The 20,242-nt window shown below is 70.7% G+C and carries 18 protein-coding genes and 1 riboswitch; of the genes, 5 read left to right on the top strand and 13 right to left on the bottom strand.

The genetic code is table 11. The features are described 5' to 3' along the window. Positions 1 to 10: 10 nt before the first annotated feature. Together AB0B66_RS19080 and AB0B66_RS19075 are read left to right on the top strand one after the other, a co-directional pair. Positions 11 to 904 (top strand): GNAT family N-acetyltransferase, encoded by an 894-nt coding sequence (locus AB0B66_RS19080; RefSeq protein ID WP_360531060.1) that lies wholly within the window; start codon positions 11 to 13, stop codon positions 902 to 904. Positions 905 to 961: 57 nt separating this feature from the next. Then, positions 962 to 2,383, top strand: coding sequence for a sugar porter family MFS transporter (locus AB0B66_RS19075; RefSeq protein ID WP_360531057.1), 1,422 nt, complete (start codon positions 962 to 964; stop codon positions 2,381 to 2,383). A 320-nt stretch (positions 2,384 to 2,703) separates the two neighbouring features. On the opposite strand, the gene groL is transcribed toward AB0B66_RS19075, so the two are convergent. The 4 genes from groL to AB0B66_RS19055 form a co-directional block, all read right to left on the bottom strand. After that, entirely contained in the window at positions 2,704 to 4,326 is a 1,623-nt protein-coding gene (gene groL / locus AB0B66_RS19070; RefSeq protein WP_191843964.1) for a chaperonin GroEL, read from the bottom strand. A 188-nt stretch (positions 4,327 to 4,514) separates the two neighbouring features. After that, the gene (locus tag AB0B66_RS19065; RefSeq protein ID WP_360531053.1) at positions 4,515 to 5,378 is read right to left on the bottom strand and encodes a hypothetical protein; all 864 of its coding nucleotides are present in this window, start codon (positions 5,376 to 5,378) and stop codon (positions 4,515 to 4,517) included. Continuing rightward, the gene (locus AB0B66_RS19060; protein ID WP_360531050.1) at positions 5,375 to 6,364 is read right to left on the bottom strand and encodes a hypothetical protein; all 990 of its coding nucleotides are present in this window, start codon (positions 6,362 to 6,364) and stop codon (positions 5,375 to 5,377) included. The genes AB0B66_RS19065 and AB0B66_RS19060 overlap by 4 nt, the downstream gene beginning before the upstream one ends. A gap of 161 nt (positions 6,365 to 6,525) precedes the next feature. Beyond that, positions 6,526 to 6,729: a cold-shock protein gene (locus AB0B66_RS19055; protein ID WP_033342363.1), complete on the bottom strand. Its 204-nt coding sequence runs from the start codon at positions 6,727 to 6,729 to the stop codon at positions 6,526 to 6,528. A 322-nt stretch (positions 6,730 to 7,051) separates the two neighbouring features. Here AB0B66_RS19055 and AB0B66_RS19050 point away from each other — a divergent pair, with 322 nt between their 5' ends. Continuing rightward, positions 7,052 to 7,822, top strand: a complete 771-nt coding sequence (locus AB0B66_RS19050; RefSeq protein ID WP_360531047.1) for a hypothetical protein — start codon at positions 7,052 to 7,054, stop codon at positions 7,820 to 7,822. A gap of 90 nt (positions 7,823 to 7,912) precedes the next feature. On the opposite strand, the gene paaN is transcribed toward AB0B66_RS19050, so the two are convergent. Further along, entirely contained in the window at positions 7,913 to 9,577 is a 1,665-nt protein-coding gene (gene paaN, locus AB0B66_RS19045) for a phenylacetic acid degradation protein PaaN (RefSeq protein WP_360531044.1), read from the bottom strand. Positions 9,578 to 9,675: 98 nt separating this feature from the next. On the opposite strand from paaN, the gene AB0B66_RS19040 reads away from it, so the two are divergent. Together AB0B66_RS19040 and AB0B66_RS19035 are read left to right on the top strand one after the other, a co-directional pair. Continuing rightward, on the top strand, positions 9,676 to 10,125 hold the full coding sequence (locus tag AB0B66_RS19040; protein ID WP_360531041.1) for a hypothetical protein: 450 nt from the start codon (positions 9,676 to 9,678) through the stop codon (positions 10,123 to 10,125). A gap of 21 nt (positions 10,126 to 10,146) precedes the next feature. Then, positions 10,147 to 10,875, top strand: coding sequence for a TetR family transcriptional regulator (locus AB0B66_RS19035; RefSeq protein ID WP_360531038.1), 729 nt, complete (start codon positions 10,147 to 10,149; stop codon positions 10,873 to 10,875). A gap of 4 nt (positions 10,876 to 10,879) precedes the next feature. Here the strand turns inward: AB0B66_RS19035 and AB0B66_RS19030 are convergent, their stop codons facing one another. The 8 genes from AB0B66_RS19030 to AB0B66_RS18995 form a co-directional block, all read right to left on the bottom strand. Then, positions 10,880 to 11,671, bottom strand: a complete 792-nt coding sequence (locus AB0B66_RS19030) for a hypothetical protein (RefSeq protein WP_360531035.1) — start codon at positions 11,669 to 11,671, stop codon at positions 10,880 to 10,882. 74 nt (positions 11,672 to 11,745) lie between these two features. After that, positions 11,746 to 12,723 carry a GNAT family N-acetyltransferase gene (locus AB0B66_RS19025; protein WP_360531032.1) on the bottom strand — a complete coding sequence of 326 codons (978 nt, stop codon included), beginning with the start codon at positions 12,721 to 12,723 and terminating at the stop codon, positions 11,746 to 11,748. A 301-nt stretch (positions 12,724 to 13,024) separates the two neighbouring features. Beyond that, positions 13,025 to 14,305 (bottom strand): threonine synthase, encoded by a 1,281-nt coding sequence (gene thrC, locus AB0B66_RS19020; RefSeq protein WP_360531029.1) that lies wholly within the window; start codon positions 14,303 to 14,305, stop codon positions 13,025 to 13,027. 10 nt (positions 14,306 to 14,315) lie between these two features. Continuing rightward, positions 14,316 to 14,429, bottom strand: a riboswitch (SAM riboswitch). A 222-nt stretch (positions 14,430 to 14,651) separates the two neighbouring features. Further along, entirely contained in the window at positions 14,652 to 15,389 is a 738-nt protein-coding gene (locus AB0B66_RS19015) for a hypothetical protein (protein ID WP_360531026.1), read from the bottom strand. 1 nt (position 15,390) lies between these two features. After that, the gene (locus AB0B66_RS19010; protein ID WP_360531023.1) at positions 15,391 to 15,675 is read right to left on the bottom strand and encodes a hypothetical protein; all 285 of its coding nucleotides are present in this window, start codon (positions 15,673 to 15,675) and stop codon (positions 15,391 to 15,393) included. A gap of 251 nt (positions 15,676 to 15,926) precedes the next feature. Further along, on the bottom strand, positions 15,927 to 16,820 hold the full coding sequence (locus tag AB0B66_RS19005; RefSeq protein ID WP_360531020.1) for an ABC transporter permease subunit: 894 nt from the start codon (positions 16,818 to 16,820) through the stop codon (positions 15,927 to 15,929). Between the two features lie 46 nt (positions 16,821 to 16,866). After that, a complete protein-coding gene (locus AB0B66_RS19000; protein WP_360531017.1) occupies positions 16,867 to 19,707 on the bottom strand; it encodes an alpha/beta fold hydrolase in 2,841 nt (946 codons plus the stop codon). A gap of 99 nt (positions 19,708 to 19,806) precedes the next feature. Beyond that, complete coding sequence (locus AB0B66_RS18995) at positions 19,807 to 20,205, bottom strand: DUF3263 domain-containing protein (RefSeq protein WP_360531014.1); 399 nt, start codon at positions 20,203 to 20,205, stop codon at positions 19,807 to 19,809. Positions 20,206 to 20,242 lie beyond the last annotated feature (37 nt).

The raw sequence follows: 20,242 nt of genomic DNA, 5'->3' as shown, positions 1-20,242 counted from the left end.
CTTCCCCTCCATGATCACCCCTTACGAGCCGCTGCACCGGGCCGCCGTGGTCGATCTCCTAGACCGGTCGCTGCTGCCCGAGGACGCGGCCGAGGCGGCCGACATCGTCGAACTGCTGAGCGGATCGGCGGGTTTCGTGGCGATCGACGGCGACGCGATCGACGGTGACGTCGTGGGGGTCGCGCTGGCGTCCACGGGCCGCAAGGACCCGTCGGTCGGCCACCTGGACCTGCTGGTCGTGGATCCCGCGTTCCGGCGGCAGGGCCTGGCCCGCGAGTTGGTCGGCGCCGTCGAGGGGCAGTTGCGGGCGCGCGGGCTGACCGCGGTGCGGGTCGCCGGCAATCCGCCCACGCACGCGTGGCCAGGCGTGGACGTGCGGTACACCCCGGCCGTGTGCGCGCTGACGGCGCTCGGGTACGCCCACGACCGTACGGCCTGGAACATGACCGCGGACCTGGCCGAGGGCTCGCCCGCGCTGCGGGAGACCCGGGCCGCGCAGGAACGGCTGGCCGCCGCGCACGTCGTCGTACGCGCGGCGACGACTGACGACCTGCGGGAGCTGCGGCCGCTGATCGCCGCCGAGTGGGGCCCGGCCTGGGTGGCCGAGGTGGAACGAGCCGTCGGCGGGACCGGTGGCTGCCATGTGGCCATCCGCGACGGGCAGCCGATCGCGTTCGCCGCGTGGGGCGGCTGCCGCCCGAGCTGGTTCGGCCCGATGGGCACCCTGCCCGCCGCGGCGGGCCTGGGCATCGGTGGCGTCCTGCTGCGACGGTGCCTGCGCGACCAGGCCGACCGCGGCATCACCCGAGCGCAGATCGGCTGGGTGGGACCGGTGCCGTTCTACTCCGGAGCGGCCGGCGCGGTCATCGAGCGGGTCTTCTTCCTCTTCCACAAATCGCTATGAGTTGGGCTTTTTTCGCATTTCAGATTAGAACTGGTGGTTTCGGGGCACCATGAGGATGTGGCAGCCCCGACCAGCCCCATAGCCGAACCCCACGAGACCAAGGGCGCGGCGATCATGGTCGCCGCCGCGGCGGCGGTGGGCGGTTTCCTTTTCGGGTACGACACCGCGGTCATCAACGGCACCGTCGACGCTCTGCGCAACACCTTCCACCTGGGCTCGGTGGCGCTCGGCTTCGTCGTGTCGGCGGCTCTGCTGGGCTGTGCCGTCGGCGCCTGGTTCGCCGGCCCCCTGGCCGACCGGCTCGGCCGGGTGCGGGTGATGCTGATCGCCGCGGCGCTCTTCATCGCCAGCTCGATCGGCTCCGGCCTCGCCTTCAGCCCCGTCGACCTGACGTTCTGGCGGATCGTCGGCGGTCTCGGCGTGGGCGCGGCCAGCGTCATCGCGCCCGCGTACATCGCCGAGGTGTCGCCCGCGCACATCCGCGGCCGGCTCGGCTCGCTGCAGCAGCTCGCCATCGTCAGCGGCATCTTCGTCGCCCTGCTGGTCGACTACCTGCTGGCCGACGTGGCGGGCGGTGCGATGGAGGCGGTGCCGTGGGGCGGCGCGGCCTGGCGCTGGATGTTCGCCTCGGCCGCCGTGCCCGCGGTGATCTACGGGGTGCTGGCGCTGCAGATCCCGGAGTCACCCCGCTACCTGGTACGCCGCGGCCGCCTGGCCGAGGCCCGCGACGTGATCAAGCGGCTGATCGGCGGCGACGTCGAGAAACGCATCACCGACATCAAGCGCACGGTGGCGGGCACCACCGAAAAGGTCCATCTGAACGTGCTCAAGGGCCCCAAGTTCGGGCTGCTGCCCATCGTCTGGGTCGGCATCCTGCTCTCGGTGTTCCAGCAGTTCGTCGGCATCAACGTGATCTTCTACTACTCGTCGGCGCTGTGGGCGTCGGTGGGTTTCAGCGAGTCCGACGCACTGCTGATCACGGTCATCACCAGCATCACCAACATCGTCACCACGCTCATCGCGATCGCCCTGGTCGACAAGGTCGGCCGCAAGCCGCTGCTGCTCGTCGGCGCGGCCGGCATGGTGCTCACCCTCGGCACGATGGCCTGGTGCTTCTCCACCGCCGCCCAGACGGTCGGGCCCAACGGCGAGACGCTGACCACGCTCAGCCCCGCGATCGGCAAGGTCGCCCTCGTCGCCGCCAACCTGTACGTGGTCGCCTTCGGCATGAGCTGGGGCCCGGTGGTCTGGGTCCTGCTGGGCGAGATGTTCAACAACAAGATCCGCGCCACCGCGCTGGCCGTCGCCGCCGCCGCGCAGTGGATCGCGAACTGGCTGATCAGCACCACGTTCCCGGCCCTGTCGAACATCGGCCTGACCTTCGCCTACGGCCTGTACGCCCTGTTCGCCCTGCTCGCCTTCGTCTTCGTCTGGAAGGCCGTCCGCGAAACCAAGGGCCGCGAACTCGAAGCCATGTGACCCGCCCACGGCCGGCGCGGCCGGTTCGGTCCGCCCACTCACCATGATCGTTCGACTTGCCCGGCACCTGTGCGTATCTTGAGCCCGCTTTCGCCCACCTGCCTGGCAAGTTGAACGATCATGGCGGCGCGGCACAGCGCGGCACAGCGCGTGGGAGGGCGCGGCACAGCGCGGCGGCGGGGCGGGGCGCGGGGCGGGGCGAAACGGGGCGAAACGGGAAGGCCCCCGAGCCGGAGCTCGGGGGCCTTCGTCGTGTTCAGGTGTTGCGGTGGATCTGATCCGGACGGATCAGCCCTGATACCGCTTCTGATCCTGACGGATCAGAAGTCCATCTCGCCACCGCCGGGGCCGGCCGGCGCAGCGGCGGCCTTCTCCGGCTTGTCGGCCACGACGGCCTCGGTGGTGAGGAACAGGGCCGCGATCGAGGCCGCGTTCTGCAGCGCCGAACGGGTCACCTTGGCGGGGTCGAGGATGCCGGCCTTCAGCAGGTCGACGTACTCGCCGGTCGCAGCGTTGAGGCCCCAGCCGGGCTCCAGGTTGCGCACCTTCTCCACCACGACGCCACCCTCGAGGCCCGCGTTGACGGCGATCTGCCGCAGCGGGGCGTCGAGCGCGACCTTGACGATGTTGGCACCGGTGGCCTCGTCGCCCGAGAGGTCCAGCTTCTCGAACGCGGTCTTGCCGGCCTGCACGAGCGCGACGCCGCCACCGGCGACGATGCCCTCCTCGACGGCCGCCTTCGCGTTGCGAACGGCGTCCTCGATGCGGTGCTTGCGCTCCTTGAGCTCGACCTCGGTGGCCGCGCCGACCTTGATGACCGCGACACCGCCGGCCAGCTTGGCCAGGCGCTCCTGCAGCTTCTCACGGTCGTAGTCGGAGTCCGACTTCTCGATCTCGGCACGGATCTGGTTCACCCGGCCGTTGATCTGGTCGGCGTCACCGGAGCCGTCGACGATCGTGGTCTCGTCCTTGGTGACCACGACCTTGCGGGCGCGGCCCAGCATGTCGAGACCGGTGCTGTCGAGCTTGAGGCCGACCTCCTCGGACACGACCTGGCCACCGGTCAGGATCGCGATGTCCTGCAGCATGGCCTTGCGGCGGTCGCCGAAGCCCGGCGCCTTGACGGCGACGGACTTGAAGGTGCCACGGATCTTGTTGACGATCAGGGTCGCCAGGGCCTCGCCCTCGACGTCCTCGGCGATGATCAGCAGCGGCTTGCCGCTCTGCATGACCTTCTCGAGGATCGGCAGCATGTCCTTGACGTTGCTGATCTTGCCGTTGACGATGAGCAGGTAGGGGTCCTCCAGGACCGCCTCCATGCGCTCAGGGTCGGTGATGAAGTAGGCCGAGTTGAAGCCCTTGTCGAAGCGCATACCCTCGGTGAGCTCCAGCTCCAGCCCGAAAGTGTTGCTCTCCTCGACGGTGATGACGCCTTCCTTGCCGACCTTGTCCATCGCCTCGGCGATGATCTCGCCGACGGTCGGGTCAGCCGCGGAGATCGAGGCGGTGGAGGCGATCTGCTCCTTCGTCTCGACGTCCTTGGCCAGCTTGGAGAGCTCCTCCGCCACCGACGCGACGGCGGCCTCGATGCCCCGCTTCAGGGCCATCGGGTTCGCACCGGCGGCAACGTTGCGCAGGCCCTCGCGGACCAGCGCCTGGGCCAGGACGGTCGCCGTCGTCGTGCCGTCACCGGCGACGTCGTCGGTCTTCTTGGCGACCTCCTTGACCAGCTCAGCGCCGATCTTCTCGTACGGGTCCTCGAGCTCGATCTCCTTGGCGATGCTCACACCATCGTTGGTGATGGTGGGGGCGCCCCACTTCTTCTCGAGCACGACGTTGCGGCCCTTGGGGCCGAGCGTCACCTTTACGGCGTCAGCGAGGACGTTCATTCCCCGCTCGAGGCCGCGGCGAGCCTCCTCGTCGAACGCGATAATCTTGGCCATAACGGCGTTGTCCTCCTGGACAATCCGAGGTCGGAGAGCTGGCCCGCGACGACCGGCTGCCACCATTCGGCAGCCCCGCAACTCCGACTTCTGGTCTCGTATTGGCACTCACGCGAGGAGAGTGCCAATCACCTGTTTAGCACTCTCGCCCCCCGAGTGCAAGCGAACACGGGATGATCACAGGTGGTTCACCAGGTGCGGCCGAGTTCGATGACCACCGGTTCGGAGCCGTCCGGCGCGGGATCGGCGGAGGGCGGGCCGGGCGTCGTCGACAGGGCCACCCGGTGCAGGTAGGCGACCGTGAGCGCGGTCATCGTCACGGCCGACGTCAGCACGCCAAGGATCGAGTCCGCCACCAGCTGCAGGTTCCGCGCCAACATGAACGGCATGTCGACCTGCACCGCCTTGGCCAGCGCGACGCCGGCCAGTTCGTCGGCGGCCCAACCGAACGCCAGCAGCGCGACGATCTGCCCGATCGTCGTCGCACGGCTGTGCGCCAGCAGCCATGCCCGCCCCGGTCCACGCCGTTCGAACAGCACGACCAGCGGCAGCAGCGCGGTGGCGAAGGACAGGTACCAGCCGCCGACGGTCATCACGGTGGAGAAGGTCTCGAACGACGAGATCGAGTACGGGTAGTCCGTGAACCTGTAGAACACGTAGAAGCTGGCCGCGGCACGGATCAGGCCGACTCCGGCCAGCCACAGAGCCAGTCGGCCGCACCGCCGCACCCCCTGTCCCAGTGCCACGCCGACCCGCACCCGGCGGCCCTCGCCGGCCCCGCGGAGCACCTCGACCGCCGCCGCCCACGCCCAGGCGGTGCACGCACCCGACAGCACGGCGGGCAGCACGTAGACGCCGACGATGTAGACGGGTTCGTCCAGATCCAGCCCCGGGCTGGGTCCGAAGGTGGCGAACAGCAGCAGCCCACCGACGGCGAGCAGGGCGACCGCCTCGGTGACGACGCTGATCGCGAGCACTCGCCACCAGCAGGCTCGCAGCAGGTTCAGGGTCTCGCGAAGCCAGGACGACCGGGCCGGGATCTGCTCGATCACCGCGCGGCCAGCTCGTCGACGAGCCGTCGGGTGGAGACGGTGTCCTCGGCCCCGCGACGCTCGGCGTACGTGATGAGGATGCCGCTGAACAGCACCATCGTCAGCGGAATCTCGATGACGGCACCGAGCAGGGTGGTGGCCCCGGTCATCGCCACGGCCATGGCGGTGTCACCCGGCGGCACGACCGCGGTGCCGATCGCGCTGAGCATCCGCTCGATGACAGAGCCGGCGAACAGGGTGAGGCCGAGCAGCAGCAGCCGTCCGGTGGTCGGCCAGAACGCGTTGTGCAGCAGCGTGCTGGACCGGCGCAGCGGGCTGCCGCGCTCGAACAGGAACGCCGGGCCGAGCAGTGCGATCACCAGCATCAGGTATCCGCCGACGAGCAGCACCGGGATCACCCCGATCAGCGAGGCGATCTGGACGCAGCACGCGGCGACGGCGACGACGCCGAGGCCGACGAGCAGGTAGGCCAGCACGTGCCAGAGGGTGAGGCCGAGCATCCGGCGCAGCCCGTAGCGCATCGCCTCGCCGACGGTCACCGGCAGCCCGGCCGCCTGCCGGGTGGCCAGGTGGGTGGCCGCGGCGTAGCCGAGCATCTGCAGCAGCAGCACGACCACCACGTACGCCGCCACGGTCGCCAGCAGCGTGGCGATCAGCTCCTCGGCCATGTCCGAGCGGCCGAGGATGCTCAGGTCGAAGCCGCCGCCCGCGATCACACCGGCGACCAGCAGCACGCCGAACACGACGGTCGGCAGCAGGTGGGTCAGCGCGAAGATGACGAGCAGCTGCGACCACCCGCGCCGCAGCACGCCGCCCACCCGGTAGGTCCACCCGCTGAACCCCTGCACGGCCGGGTTGACCAGCGGGTCGTGCTCCGGACCGAAGTCCGGCGTCGCCACGCGGTATGCCTCGTCGGGCGGCCGGAAACCCTGCTCGGACGGCAGCGGCTCGCCGGCGTCGTAGGGGTTCGGGGTGGACTCGGACATGTGCTGCTCCAGGTCGGAGGGAGGGGCCGCCCAGTGTGGCACGCCCGCGCCCACGCCGCTGTCCCCTGCGGCCCGACGCCGTATCCGGAAAAGGCGGAAGGGCCCCGATCCTGTGGGATCAGAGCCCTTTCCGTATTACTCAAGCTTTGATGGCCAAGCGGTCAGGCGATGACCCGGACCTTCTCAGCCTGGGGGCCCTTCTGGCCCTGGGCGATTTCGAACTCAACGCGCTGACCGTCGTCGAGCGCCTTGTAGCCGTCCATCTCGATCGCGGAGAAGTGGACGAATACGTCCTGCCCTCCGTCGACCGCGATGAAGCCGTAGCCCTTCTCGCTGTTGAACCACTTGACGGTGCCCTGTGCCACGGTGCACTTCCTCACTTCTGTAAAGCTGGGCGGTCCTGTAGCGGGCCACCCCCGGCTGGTGTTGTCAGCCGTCCTCGCACGCTACACGAGCACCGGTACCCTCGCACAGCCCCAAAACGGACCTGTAATGCTCCCATTACAGTTCGACAGTCGGCAATCTGACCATGAGCGCGCTCTATCGCGTGACCGGGCGGGCCACCCGGGGGTTGGGTGGAACGTGGACAACCGCCGCCGCATCCGTTCGCGCCGCATTCCGGCCGCCTTCATGCCCGTCATCGCCACCTCCTTGTGCGCCGTCGCCTTACTCGTCACGGGCGCGGTCATGCAATGGGCACTGCACTACGGAACGAACGCGGCGCCGCGTCCGGGAGCCTCCCGCGACCGCGAATCAGCGTCACCCGCCCGGCTGGAACTTCCCCCCGTACGGCTGGACACCGAGGGATTCGCCAGTTGGGCGATGCTGGACCGGCGCACCGGCCAGATCGCGGGCTCCTCCAACCTGGACGCCCCGAGCGACACCATGTCCCTGGTGAAGGTCTGGCTCGCCGCCGACTTCCTGCGCCGCACCGACTACCCGGACGAGCGCAGCCTGAACCGGCTGATCATCATGATCCGCGACTCGGACAACAAGGCCGCGTACGAGTTCTACGAGCGCAACGGCGGTCGAGCGGGCATCGAGCGCATGGTGCAGATCTGCGGCCTGACCGAGTCGAAGCCGTACAAGATCGACGGCTACTGGTCGAACACCGAGGTGTCCGCGCGCGACGTGGCGCGGCTCGGGGTCTGCCTGGCCGACGGCCGAGCCGCGGGGCCGCACTGGACGGACTGGCTGCTCACCCAGATGCGCCTGGTGCGCGGGGTCGGCGACTTCGGGCCGCGGGCCGCGTTCCCGCCGGAGGTCGCGGCCACCATCGCCATCAAGAACGGCTGGCTGCTGCGCACCGAGGACAAGCTGTGGCACATGGCCTGCCTGGCGGTCACCGAGCACTGGAGCATGAGCGTGCTGCTGCGCTATCCGGCCCGCTACGGCTTCGACCACGGCCGCGACCTCTGCGCGTCCGTCGCCGAACAACTCAAACCCGCCCTCCCCTGAGAGTGAAAGGAAGGGCACCTTCACAACGCTCCGCGTTGTAGAAGGTGCCCTTCTTAACTATCCAGCGCGCTGAGCTGCGCGCCCGTCGCGCTAGGCCGCGGCGACCGGGCGGCGGGACTGCACGATGCGGAAGCGGCTCGCCACGAACGCGCCGTCGGTCAGCGCAGCGTTGGCGGCCGGGTTCGCACCGGAGGCGTGGAAGTCGGAGAAGGCCGCCGACTGGTTGACGAAGATGCCGCCGGTCAGGTTCGCCGACAGGTGCACACCCACCTCCATCGCCGCCTGCTCGACCGCGTCGAGCACGGACTCGTCGGTGCTGTACACCGCCGCCGTGATGGCGCCCTTCTCGCCGACCGTCTCCCGGAAGATGTCGATGCTCTGCGCGGTCGACGCGGTCGGCACCGCGAAGGTCACCGGGCCGAAGCACTCGCTGCCGTAGCCGTCGGTCACCTTCACGATCATCGGGGTGCGCACCACCGCGTCGGCGTACGCCGGGTGGGCCAGCTCGGCCGAGTCGAGCACCACGTCGCCCATCTTGCGGGCGGCCGCGATGCGGTCCACCACGTCGTCGTTGACGATCGCGCCGGTGAACTCGACGGCCTTGGCCGGGTCGGCGGTGATCGCGCGGACCGCGCCGGCGATGCCGTCGACGACCTCGTCAAAGCTCTTGTGCCCGGCCTCGGTCTGGATGCCGCCGGCCGGGATGAGCAGGTTCTGCGGGGTGGTGCACATCTGGCCGCTGTACAGGGTCAGCGAGAAGCCCAGGTTGCGGCACATGCCGGCGAAGTCGTGGGTCGAGTCGACGACGACGGTGTTCACACCGGCCTTCTCGGTGTACACCTGCGCCTGCCGGGCGTTGGCCTCCAGCCAGTCACCGAAGGCGGTGGAGCCGGTGAAGTCGATGAGCCGGATCTCGGGCCGCAGGGCCAGGTCCTTGGCGACCGGCGCCTCGCGGGTGTCGACGGCGAGCTGCACCGTGTTCGGGTCGAGCCCGGCCTCGGCGAGCACCTCGCGGGCGACCTGCACGGTGATGGCCAGCGGCAGCACCGCGCCCGGGTGCGGCTTGACCAGCACCGGGTTGCCGGTGATCAGCGAGGCGAACAGGCCCGGCCAGGAGTTCCAGGTCGGGAAGGTGTTGCAGCCGATGACCAGGCCGATGCCGCGCGGCACCAGGTGGTAGGTCTTGGCCAGCGTGTCGGCCTTCTTGGTCCACACCACGGAGCCGACCTGCCGGGTCTGCTCGGCGTAGCCGTAGGCGACCGCCTCCAGCGCGCGGTCGAGCGCGTGCGGGCCGCCGGCCTGGAAGGCCATCACGAACGCCTGGCCGGTGGTCGCGTGCACCGCGTTGGCCAGCTCGAACACGCGCCTGTGCAGCCGCGACAAAATCTCCAGGCACACCCCGGCGCGCATGCGCGGCCCGGCGTCGCGCCACGAGGGCAGCGCGGCCTTGGCGGCGGCGATGAGGGCGTCCGGGCCGGTGCGGGGGTATCGCACCCCGAGCGGGATGCCGAACGGCGAGCGCTCCGGGCTGACCCACTCGTCGGCGGGCTGGTCCAGCGGGAAGTCCTTGCCCAGCAGGGCAGTGAAGGCGGCCTTGCCGTCGGCGGCGGCGGTCTCGCCGTACACCTTGGGGCTCGGCGACTCCGGATACGCCGACCAGTAGCCGCGCTCGGTGATCGCCCGCAGCGCGCTGTTCAGCAGCTCCTCATGGGTGGCGAAGAGGTCCGTGGTGGTGACAGTCATGCCCCTCATCATGCCCGACGGGGTGAGCGGAGCCACAGTTGAACACGTTCAAGTCTTGTGTCAGCATGAGGAAGTCCGAAAGTTGAACACGTTCAAATCGGAGTTGGGACATGGACCCGAAGCTGGCCGTATACCTGGCCTACGCGGTCGCCACCCTCGCGCTGACCCTCTGGGTCGGCCACACCCTGCAGCGGCACGGGCAGGCGTTCCTGCGCGACGTGCTGCCCACCGGCGAGCTCGCCGCCGCCGTCACGAAGTTCCTCGTCGTCGGCTTCTACCTGCTCAACCTCGGCTACATGGCGATCGCCATGAAGACCTACGACGAGGTGACCGGCCCCGTCGACGCGGTCGAGACGCTCGCCACCAAGATCGGCATCATCACCCTCGCCCTGGTGCTGGTGCACCTCGGCACCGTGCTGCTGCTCGGCCGGCTGCGCCGGCCGATGCAGGGGCAACCGACCAGGGTGTACGCCGTGCCCGCCGCCGCGCTGACCCGGCAGCCCGCCGACACCCCGGCGGACCGGACGGCCGACCCCCGCCACCTGACCCCCGCCGCCTGAGCCGCCGCTAGCGTGGGCAGCGTGACGCACACCGACAACGGCTCGTCCCCCGCCGCTCCGGCGGCCCGGGGACGGGCCGCTGACACGTCCCGGGGCGAGCAGACCCGCCAGGCCATCGTGACCAGCGCGATCCGGCTGTTCGGCGAGGCCGGGTACGAGAAGACGACCATGCGGGCGATCGCCGCCGACGCCGGGGTCTCGGTCGGCAACGCCTACTACTACTTCCCCGCCAAGGAGGCGCTGGTCTCCGAGTTCTACCTGGAACTCCAGCGCGAGCACCTGGCCCGGGTCGAACCGATCCTCAGCAGCGGCACGTCGTTCGGCGACCGGCTCGCCGCCATCCTGCGCGAGGGCATCGAGGTCTGGGCTCCGCACCACGCGTTCGCGGGCCGGTTCATCGGCATCGCGGCGGTGCCCGGCTCGCCGGTGAGCCCGTTCAGCGAGGAGTCGACGCAGGCCCGCGAGCTGGCGACCAGCATCTTCCACCGGCTGGTCGACAGCACGGAGACGAAGATGGACCCGCAGCTGCGGGCGCGGCTGCCGCAACTGCTGTGGCTGGCCCAGCTCGGCCTGGTCGTGTACTGGGTGCACGACACCACGCCGGGCCAGCGCCGCACCCGGGCCGTGGTGGACCTGGCCGTGCCCTACCTGGAGTACCTGGTCGGCGCGTCCCGTATGAAGATCTTCAAGCCGCTGACCACCCGCGGCCTGGCCCTGTTGGAGACCCTCTGGCCGCACGCCGCCCGCTGAGGCTTCAGCACTTGCGCGGCTTGGCCCCGTCGAGCAGCCGGACGTACGCGTGGGACAGGTAGATGCCGTCGCCGACCCGGTTCCACAGGTCGGTCGTGCGTACCGTCCCCTTGACCTTGTCGCCCTTGACCTGGCACCGGATCGGCACCTGGGCGTATTCGCCCGCGCCGCCGCGCAGGGCGGCCTTGACCTTCGGCGCCGAGCGCACCCGCAGCCACTCGCCGTCGTCGGTGTCGACGACGCCCCGGTCGCCCTCGCCCGTCCACAGGAAGGTGACGTGCACCCAGTCGTTGTCGTCGAGGTCGAGGCCGTCCCAGAACGCGCCGTCGGCGATGTCGATGCCGGCCGGGTTGAGCACCTCGCGGCCGAACTCGTCCTCGCCGTCGTTGTGGTCGTCCTGGTACGCCGCCTGCGCCTGGGGCTTGCCGCGCGGCAGCTTCTCCCACATGTGCCGGTCGTCGGCCCAGTAGTCGTCCTTGGTGTTCCACGGGCCGACGTCCCACACCGGCAGGAACACGCACCGGTCGTTGCCGTCGTGGCAAACCCGTACGCTCTTGTCGCCCTCGCCGCGGTCGGACAGCCCGCGCCACGAGGGCAGCGCCGCGAACCAGTCCCGCTTGGTGATTTTGTGGCCGTTGGCGGTCTTCCAGCCGACCAGGCCCTCCCGGGTCGCGAAGACCTTCGTGGTGAGGGTGCCGCCGCCCGGCGGAGCGAGCGCCACGGCGGGGGTGGCGACCAGGGTCGCCGGCACGATGGTGAGGGCTGCGATCAGGGACACGAGCAATCGGGGCCTCATGTCCCTGATCAACGATCACGACACCCGCAGGGTGCCGGGCATACGGCCAGTCCGTTTTAGGCAAATAGACCTTTTTATGCCGCCGGTTCGGCCGGGCCCTCCAGCTCACGCTGCCAGTTCTGGAAAGCGGCGATCCGCCGGAAGCCCATCTGCTCGTTGATGGAGATCATGAAACTGTTCTCCGCCGCGTTAAAGGTGTCGATGACGGTCACCTCAGGCTCCGCGGCCCGGAAGTGGTCCAGGTTCGCCACCTTCACCAGCGCGCCCAGCCGGTGCCCCCGGTGCTTCGGGTCCACGATGGTGATCTGCTGCCAAGCGTGGCCCGGCGTCTCGGCCCCCGTGGAGATGGTGGTCCAGGCGACCAGATCGCCGGTGTCCTCGTGCACCGCCCCGGTGTGGTACAGCCGCCGCCCGCGCCCCGCGAGCACCGCCTCGATCCGGCGCATCCGCGCCACGTCCGGCTGCTCCGGCTCGACCTGCATGTCACCCATCGGCGCATCGGAGATCAGCCGCGAGTCGAGGTAGGCGACCCGCTCGGCCAGCTCCGGCGGGGCACCATCCCGCCACTGCACCACCCGGTATCCGACGGCCTTCTCCCGAGCCGCCGCCGCCATGTCCGTCAGCAAGTCGTCGTCGATGTCCGCGACCACCAGCCGCCGCTGCACCTCCGGCAACGTGCTCGTGAACCCGAGCGCCGCCGCGAACCCCGCCGGCGCCTCATCCGGCGCGGGCAGCCCGTCCTTCGACAGCGAACTCCCGGTCAACAGCACCGTGCGCCCCTGCTCCCCCGCACACTCCAGCACCCTGCCGTACAGCGCCCGCCCCACGCCCCGCCGGCGAAACCGCGGCACGACCTCCAACGTGAAGAACAGAACCTTGAGGTTCTCCTCGGTCATCCACGACGTCTCCAGCCGCCCCACCGGCTGCCCGTCCAGCCACGCCACGTGATGCTCGATCCCCCGCGCCGGGAACGGGTGCCGCAGCATCGCTTCCCCCGCCCGCCGCGTCACCCGCGGGAAATGCGCGAACTCGTGCACCCGCACCTCGTCCATCACCCGCACCCACGCATCGACGGACGCAGGATCGCCAACGCTGACGGGACCGATATGCAGACTCATCCCGCCAGCGTCCCCCTCCCCCACCCCCTCCCGCACCCCCTTTTTTCCGAAGGAAGGGCACCTTCACATCGTTATCGGTAGAGGAAGGGCACCTTCTTAACACGACACCTGCAGTGGCCTGCGCAAACACAACAGCAGCCGAGCATCGGGCATGGCGTGGCGTGGCGCGACGCGAACACGAAAGGCGCCCCGGCCGCGCGAGCGGCCGGAGCGCCCTGACGAGCAGAGCCGGGGATCAGCCCAGCAGACCGGCCTCGCGGGCGGCCTTCAGCGACGGCTTCACCCGGTAGGTCGGGCCGACCAGTTCGGCGACCGCGTCCAGCGTCTTCAGGCCCTCGCCGGTGTTGAAGACGACCGTCTCCAGGTCCGGGTCGAGCTTGCCGGAGGCGACCAGCTTCGCGGTCACCGCGGTGGTCACGCCGCCCGCGGTCTCGGCGAAGACGCCGGTCGTACGCGCCAGCAGCCGGATCGCGTCACGGATCTCGTCGTCGGAGGCGTAGTCCATCCAGCCGCCGGTACGGCGCACCGCCTCCAGCGCGTACAGGCCGGCGGCCGGGTCGCCGATGTTCAGCGACTTCGCGATGCCGGTCGGCTTCACGGGCGTGATCACGTCGGTGCCCGCGTGCAGCGCGGTGGCGATCGGGTTGCAGCCCAGCGACTGCGCGCCGAACACCTTCCAGCCGCCCTCGGGGGCGACGGCCAGGCCCGCCGAGACCAGCTCCTCGAACGCCTTGTCAATCTTGGTGAGCAGCTCGCCGGAGGCCATCGGGATGACCACCTGGGCCGGGATACGCCAGCCGAGCTGCTCGGCGACCTCGTATCCCAGCGTCTTGGAGCCCTCGGCGTAGAACGGCCGCACGTTCACGTTGACGAACGCCGTGTCCTCGAACTCGTCGGTCTCGACCAGCTCCGAGCACAGCCGGTTGACGTCGTCATAGGAGCCCTCGATGGCGACGAGGTCACCGCCGTACACCGCGGTGGTGATGATCTTGCCCGGCTCCAGGTCGTGCGGGATGAACACGATCGAGGGCACACCGGCGCGGGCGGCGTGGGCGGCGACCGAGTTGGCCAGGTTGCCGGTGGAGGCGCAGGCGTAGCGGGTGAAGCCGAGCGCCTTCGCGGCGGTCAGCGCCACCGACACCACGCGGTCCTTGAACGAGTGCGTCGGGTTGGCCGAGTCGTCCTTCACCCACAGGGGAGCCCGCAGGCCGATCTCGGCGGCGAGCGCGTCGGCGCGTACCAGCGGGGTCAGGCCCGGGTTCAGGGTGACCCGGTCGGCGGCCTGCTGGCCGACGGGCAGCAGGCCGGCGTATCGCCAGATGTTCTGCGGACCCGCCTCGATCTGGGCGCGGGTGACCTTGGCCAGCGAGTCCGCGTCGTACCAGACCTCGAGCGGGCCGAAACACTCGTAACAGGCGTGCTGGGCGGCGAGCGGGAAGCGGGCGCCGCAGCCGCGGCACTCCAGGCCGCGAGCGGGGGAATCGACACCGAGGGGCGCGATGACGGCAGACGTCATGAGATGTTTCCTCTCATCTTCCCGGCGTCACCGATCTGGCCCGCCGGACGGAGTTGGCACCTGCCATCGATGGTGGTTGCCGGAGCGTCGTCGGGCCGTGTCCCTCAGCTCCTCTGGATGAGGTATTCAGTTGTGCTTTGCAGTTAATCAGAACCGAGATCGCCGTTTCCAGCGTTCCCAGCGGATGAGATGCACGCCTCACACCCCCTCGCCGCCGAGGCGCCGCGGGCCCGAGCCGGTGGGGAGACCGGTCCGGGCCCGCGGAAGTCCAGCTCACCGCCTTCCGGCGGTTAAGAAGGTGCCCTTCCTCTACGTATGGCGATGGGAAGGTGCCCTTCCTTCGGGCCTAGGGCTTGAGGAGGGTGCGGAGGGCTTTGGCGTCGGCTACGGCGGCGCGCAGGTGGGTGCGGGCGGTGCGGACGTCGGTGCGGGCGGCGGCGGTCTTGGCCTTGATGGCGGCGGCGTCGGGGCCGGGCTGGACGGCGAGCAGGTCGTCGGCGAGGCCGGACAGGGCGGACTCTGTCGCGTCGAGCTCGGACTTCAGGTGTGCCAGCTTCGCCTCGGCGTCGCCGACGTCCTTGCCCGCGGACTTGGCCGCCGCGACGGCCTGGGCGAGCTTGTCGTGCAGGGTACGCAGGCGGGCCAGCGCGGCCGATTCCACGTCGGCCGCGACGGTCAGGTGGACCTGGGGGCGGACCAGCAGGTACACGCGGTAGTCCTCGACCATGCTGCGCGCGTCGGCGCGGACGGCCTCGGCCGTCGTCTCGGTGGCGACCTTGGCGCGCAGCTCGGTGAGACCGGCGATGTCCGCGTCGATGATCTTCTGCAGCGCCGCCTGGTGGGCGTCGGTCAGGCGCGCCGCGTTACGGATCGCGACCCCCTCGGCGCGCAGCAGGGCGAGCCGGCCGTCGATGCGCACGGTCGTCAGCTTCTTCGCGTTGGCCAGGTTCGCGGCCTGGTCCGCCGCCTGCACGGCGACCCCGGCGACGGCAGGCGCGCCCTGCGCGGGCACCCCGGCGGCGGCGGCGAGCGCGGCGGCGGTCAGGGTGGTGGCGGCGAACAGCAGGCCGCGTCGGATCAGCATGTCAGTCCTCATCGTTCGGGCTCTCCTCTGCCTTCTTCAGCTGCCCGTCCAGTTCCGCCAGCAACTTGTCGAGTTCTGCCAGGTCCTTGTCGGCCTGGTTCACCGCGGCGGCCGCGTCCACCGGGGCGGCGGTCTTCGGCGCGGGCGCGGGGGTGGTGGCGACGGTGCTGCTCCCGGTGTCCGTCCCGGCCGGCGGCAGCGCGTCCCGGTTGCCGCCTCCGCGGCACCCGGTCAGCGCGACCCCGAGGGCGACCGCAAGGGCCGTCATGGCGATGGCACGTCTCATGAGGGGCACTCTGCCCACGCCACGTCAGACCGGCGCACCCGCCATGTAAGCGCAACGTCAGGATCCGTCCGCGCAGGCCCGCGCCACGCACGCCACGCGTCCCGCCCGAACCCCCGGCTCAATGGACGTTGGCCTATCACATCGACTCCGGCGCACGGATTTTCGATGAGATAGGCCAACGTCTATGACAAATCGACGTGCCCCGTCCCGCGAGCCACCCTGCGACAGGCAGGGCGACGCGCGGAGCCGGTCTAGGAGACCACGTCCTTGCGGGAGAAGCGGTAGAAGGCCAGGGCGCAGAAGGCGGTGAAGTAGCAGACCGCCGAGATGGTGCCCTTGATGATGTCGTCGAACTGCATCGGTGTGGTGAGCAGGCCCAGATATGCCTGAGCGAAGTGCGTCGGCAGGAAGTTGCGCAGTTCGCCCAGGGCGGTGATCTGGTCCAGGATCGAGGAGACGATGTACAGCAGGACCGCGCCGCCGACCGCGCCGAGCGGGGCGTCGGTGAGCACCGAGAGCAGGAAGGCCAGGCCGGCTACGACCAGCATGTTGATGCCGAGGAAGCCGGCGGTGGCGAGCAGGCGCAGCATGCCCTCGCTGGGCGGGATCTCGGCGGCGATGCCCGACTGGAGCGGGTGCCAGCCGTAGCGCAGCGTGCCCAGCAGCAGCGCCGTGCCGAGCAGGGTCAGGATCGCCAGCGCCGAGTAGCTCAGCGCTACCGCCAGCTTGATACCGAGCAGGCGGGCTCGTGGCACCGGCACCGCCAGCAGGTAGCGCAGGCTGCCCCAGCTCGCCTCGGAGGCGACCGTGTCGCCGTGGAACAGGGCCACGACCACGACCAGCAGGAAGCTCGCCGAGACGAACAGCGCGAACATGGCGAAGTTCAACCCGCCGGAGATCGCCGCGTCGGACAGCTGGGAGAACTGTCCCCGGCCCGAGCGGCCGTCGTCGTCGGATCCGCCCAGCTCGAACGCGAGCAGCAGGATGATCGGCAGCACCACCATGAAACCCAGCGCGAGCTGGGTGCGCTTGCGCCGCCACTGCCGCGCGAACTCGGTGGCATAGGTCAGCGTGCGACCCGCGCGGTATCCCGCAGCCGCCCCGTCGGCCTGTGCCGCACCCCGCTCCACGACTTCCGTACTCATGCCTTCTCCTCGCTACGCTCGTCGGCGGCACGGGTCTCGAACTCGCTCATCGGTCACCACTTCCCGCTGTCGAGTCGCCGACCAGGGCCAGGAACGCGTCCTCCAGGCGTCGCCGGGGGGTGACCCGGTCGATGCCGACCCCGGCCCGGACCAGCGCGGACACCGCATCGGTGCGGCTGACGTCGCCGAGGTCGACGACGAGGGTGCGCTCGCCGTCGACGGCGTACCCGGTGACGCCGTCGATGCGGTCGAGGGTCTTGCTGGCCAGGTCGATGTCAGTGACGTCGAGCAGCGTCGTCGGGCTGTCCCCGACGATCTCGTCGACCCGGCCGGAGGCAACGACCCGTCCCTTGTGCACCACGACCGCGTGGGTGCAGGTCTGCTCCACCTCGGCGAGCAGGTGGCTGGAGACCAGCACCGCCCGGCCGTCGGAGGCGTATCGCTGCAGCACCCGGCGCATCTCGGCGATCTGCGGCGGGTCGAGCCCGTCCGTGGGCTCGTCGAGCACCAGCAGTTCCGGCAAACCGAGCATGGCCTGGGCGACGGCGAGGCGCTGCTTCATACCGTGGCTGTAGTTCTTGACCTTGCGCTTGACCGCGTCGCCGAGGCCCGCGATGGCGAGCGCCTCCTCGAACCGGGCCTCCTCCCACGGCCGCCCGGTGGCCCGCCAGTACGCGGCGAGGTTCTGCTCGCCGGACAGGTGCGGCAGGAAGCCGGGGCCCTCGACGAGCGCGCCGATCCGGGACAGCACCGGCGCGCCCGGGGCCAGCCGGTGCCCGAAGATCAGCACCTCGCCCGCGGTGGCCTGGGTGAGCCCCATCAGCACGCGCAGGCTGGTGGTCTTGCCGGCGCCGTTCGGGCCGAGCAGGCCGACCACCTGCCCGCGCTCGACCGTGAAGTCGATGCTGTCCACGGCCACGAAGTCGCCGTACGTCTTGCGCAGCCCGCGCACCCACAGCGGGGTGTCGGCGTGCTCGGCGGAGACCGAGTGGTCCACCTTCCGGTGCCGCCGCCGGGCCACGAAGATCACGATCGCCAGGCCGACGGCCAGCAGCGCGAGCAGGCCGAGCAGCACGTACAGCCAGAGCGCGTCGGCGGTCGCGATGGGGGTGCCGGGAACCGTGGGCAGGGTGACCGCCCCGCCGCCGGAGGCCGGGCCGACGGCCACGGTGTAGTCCATCGGCGCGGCCAGGCCCAGGTAGGACTGGTCGGCGGTGGCGATGGTGACGCGCACGCGGTGCCCGGCCTCGAACTCGCGCACGATGCCCGGCAGGGTCACCTGCACCGGCTGCGCCTGGTCGATGTTCTTGGGCAGCCCGGTCAGCCGCACCGGCGCGATCAGGCCCATGCTCAGCGCGGCGGAGCCGTTCGGGTCGACGTCGTACAGCTTGACGAACAGCACCGCCTCGCCCGTCGGCGACGCCGCCCGGATGGTGACGGTCGGCGTGCCGACCACGCTCACCGCCTGCTCCAGCGGCGCGGAGTCGAAGCGCGCGTGCTGGCCGGGCAGGTCGCTGACCACCCCGTTGACGAAGCTCGACAGCGCGCCCGAACCCGTGCCGGGCAGCGAGGACAGCGCGGCCGGGGTGCCGTTGGGCGGGTTCGCGACGGTACGCGGAGCGCCGCTCACCGGCACCTGCACGGTGCTGCCGCCGGTCAGTCCTGGGTAGTCGGTGACCTGGTAACCGGTGGCCATGGTGCCCCGGTCCACCGCGTCGAGCCCGGTGATCCGCGAGTACGTGAAGCTGTTCGCCGGGGCCGCACCGTTGCCCTTGAGGTAGTGGTCGAACCACTGCGCGGTCAGGAACTTCAGCCGGTCGGAGTCGGACTGCGGGCCGTCGCCGCCGTCATGGCCACCGGTGAACCAGGCGACGCGCACCGGCGTGCCGTTCGCGGCGATGCCGCGCGCGTTGGCGTCGGCCTCGCTCAGCGGGAACAGCGAGTCGGCCAGGCCCTGGATGAGCAGCGTCGGAGCCTTGATCTGGTTGAGCACGCCGGCGGGGCTGCGCTGGGCGAGCTGCTCGCGCGACGCGGCGTCGAGCCGCCCGGCGGCGGCCACCCGCAGGTAGGTCTCGCAGATGTCGGCGGCCCAGCGGCCGCACTGCGGGTTGGCGTTCGCCGGTCCGCCCGTGCCGTCACCCGGCGCCCCACCGCCCGCGCCGTTCCCGCCGAGCGACTCCAGGTCCAGCGCGCCGCCGCCACCGCCGCCGCGTCCGCCGGACAGGCCGGAGCTGAAGAAGACACCGGCCCAGGCCTGCTTGAACACGCCGTCGTCGGTGGTCGCCGCGGACTGCGCGAACAGCGACTTGCCGAGGTCGTTCCACGTGATCATCGGGACGATCGCGTCGACCCGCTTGTCCTGCGCCGCGAGCAGCAGCGACAGCGCGCCGCCGTATGAGCCGCCGAGCACGCCCACCCGGGGGTCGCCGGCGGCGTCAAGCTGGATGTCGTCCCGCTTCGCAAGGTGGTCCAGCAGCCGCTGGGCGTCGCGGACCTCGTAGTCCGGGGAGTTCAGGTGGATCTGCCCGGTGCTCGCGCCGAAGCCCTGCGCGGTCCAGGTGAGCACCGCGTACCCGAGCCCGGCCAGGTCCTGCGCGTCGAGGACGACACTCTCCTTGGTCCCGCCGAACCCGTGGGCCAGCAGCAGCGCCGGCACCTTCTTCCCGGCGGACGCGCCGTCGGGCAGGTAGAGCCGGGTGTCGAGGGTGACGTCCTGATCGCCGAGCGGGCCGGTGCGCACCGCCACCCGCTCGTCGACCGTGCGGTAGGCGAGGTCGGCGGGCGACACCGCCCAGGCCGCCAGCCCGGCCAGCACCACCAGGCCGACGCCTCCGGCGATCCACCGTTTGTTGAGCTTCGCCCGTACCCGGGCCGCGAGCGCGCGCATGTCCGCCACAGTACGACGAGTCACCCGGGGACCCATCGGGGACAACCCCCACGCAAGCTGAGAGTTCTTTCAGCCGGCGTGCGGGCGGCGTTCAGCCTTCTACCGTGTGCTGCGGGTGCGGGCCCGGCTGCCGCGCAGCCGCCGCAGGCGGCCGACGAGCACCGGGTCGTGCGCGAGCGCGGCCGGGTTGTCGAGCAGCGCGTTCAGCAGCTGGTAGTAACGCGTCGCGGAGACCTCGAACTGGTCGCGGATCGCCTGCTCCTTGGCCCCGGCGTGCCGCCACCACCGCTGCTCGAAGGCGAGGATGTGCCGCTCGCGCTCGGAGAGCGCCTCCTCCTCGGTGACCACCGCCGCCGCGGGCAGGTCGGAGTCGATCTCGTCGTCGCGCTCGGCGGGCGAGGTGAGGTCAGCGGCCGGCTCGCGCCGGGGGATCGGGATGAGGGGCAGTTCTTCGAGGTCGCTGCCGTCGGCTCGCGAACGCTGTCTGATCTGCTCCATTTTGTCCCCTCCCCGCGGGCCACGTCCCACGAGTCTA

This window comes from Catellatospora sp. NPDC049111 (assembly GCF_040648615.1).
GTDB classification, from domain to species: Bacteria; Actinomycetota; Actinomycetes; order Mycobacteriales; family Micromonosporaceae; genus Catellatospora; species Catellatospora aurea.
The sequence above is the reverse complement of the archived record's forward strand: the minus strand, read 5'-3'. Positions and strand labels throughout refer to the sequence as shown.

Excerpts from the sequence above, each read along its gene's own strand:
- AB0B66_RS19080 (WP_360531060.1), top strand. The coding sequence starts at position 11 with ATGATCACCCCTTACGAGCCGCTGCACCGGGCCGCCGTGGTCGATCTC.
- groL (WP_191843964.1), bottom strand. The coding sequence starts at position 4,326 with ATGGCCAAGATTATCGCGTTCGACGAGGAGGCTCGCCGCGGCCTCGAG.
- AB0B66_RS19060 (WP_360531050.1), bottom strand. The coding sequence starts at position 6,364 with ATGTCCGAGTCCACCCCGAACCCCTACGACGCCGGCGAGCCGCTGCCG.
- AB0B66_RS19050 (WP_360531047.1), top strand. The coding sequence starts at position 7,052 with ATGCAATGGGCACTGCACTACGGAACGAACGCGGCGCCGCGTCCGGGA.
- paaN (WP_360531044.1), bottom strand. The coding sequence starts at position 9,577 with ATGATGAGGGGCATGACTGTCACCACCACGGACCTCTTCGCCACCCAT.
- AB0B66_RS19040 (WP_360531041.1), top strand. The coding sequence starts at position 9,676 with ATGGACCCGAAGCTGGCCGTATACCTGGCCTACGCGGTCGCCACCCTC.
- AB0B66_RS19030 (WP_360531035.1), bottom strand. The coding sequence starts at position 11,671 with ATGAGGCCCCGATTGCTCGTGTCCCTGATCGCAGCCCTCACCATCGTG.
- AB0B66_RS19025 (WP_360531032.1), bottom strand. The coding sequence starts at position 12,723 with ATGGACGAGGTGCGGGTGCACGAGTTCGCGCATTTCCCGCGGGTGACG.
- thrC (WP_360531029.1), bottom strand. The coding sequence starts at position 14,305 with ATGACGTCTGCCGTCATCGCGCCCCTCGGTGTCGATTCCCCCGCTCGC.
- AB0B66_RS19015 (WP_360531026.1), bottom strand. The coding sequence starts at position 15,389 with ATGCTGATCCGACGCGGCCTGCTGTTCGCCGCCACCACCCTGACCGCC.
- AB0B66_RS19010 (WP_360531023.1), bottom strand. The coding sequence starts at position 15,675 with ATGAGACGTGCCATCGCCATGACGGCCCTTGCGGTCGCCCTCGGGGTC.
- AB0B66_RS19005 (WP_360531020.1), bottom strand. The coding sequence starts at position 16,820 with ATGAGTACGGAAGTCGTGGAGCGGGGTGCGGCACAGGCCGACGGGGCG.
- AB0B66_RS19000 (WP_360531017.1), bottom strand. The coding sequence starts at position 19,707 with ATGCGCGCGCTCGCGGCCCGGGTACGGGCGAAGCTCAACAAACGGTGG.
- AB0B66_RS18995 (WP_360531014.1), bottom strand. The coding sequence starts at position 20,205 with ATGGAGCAGATCAGACAGCGTTCGCGAGCCGACGGCAGCGACCTCGAA.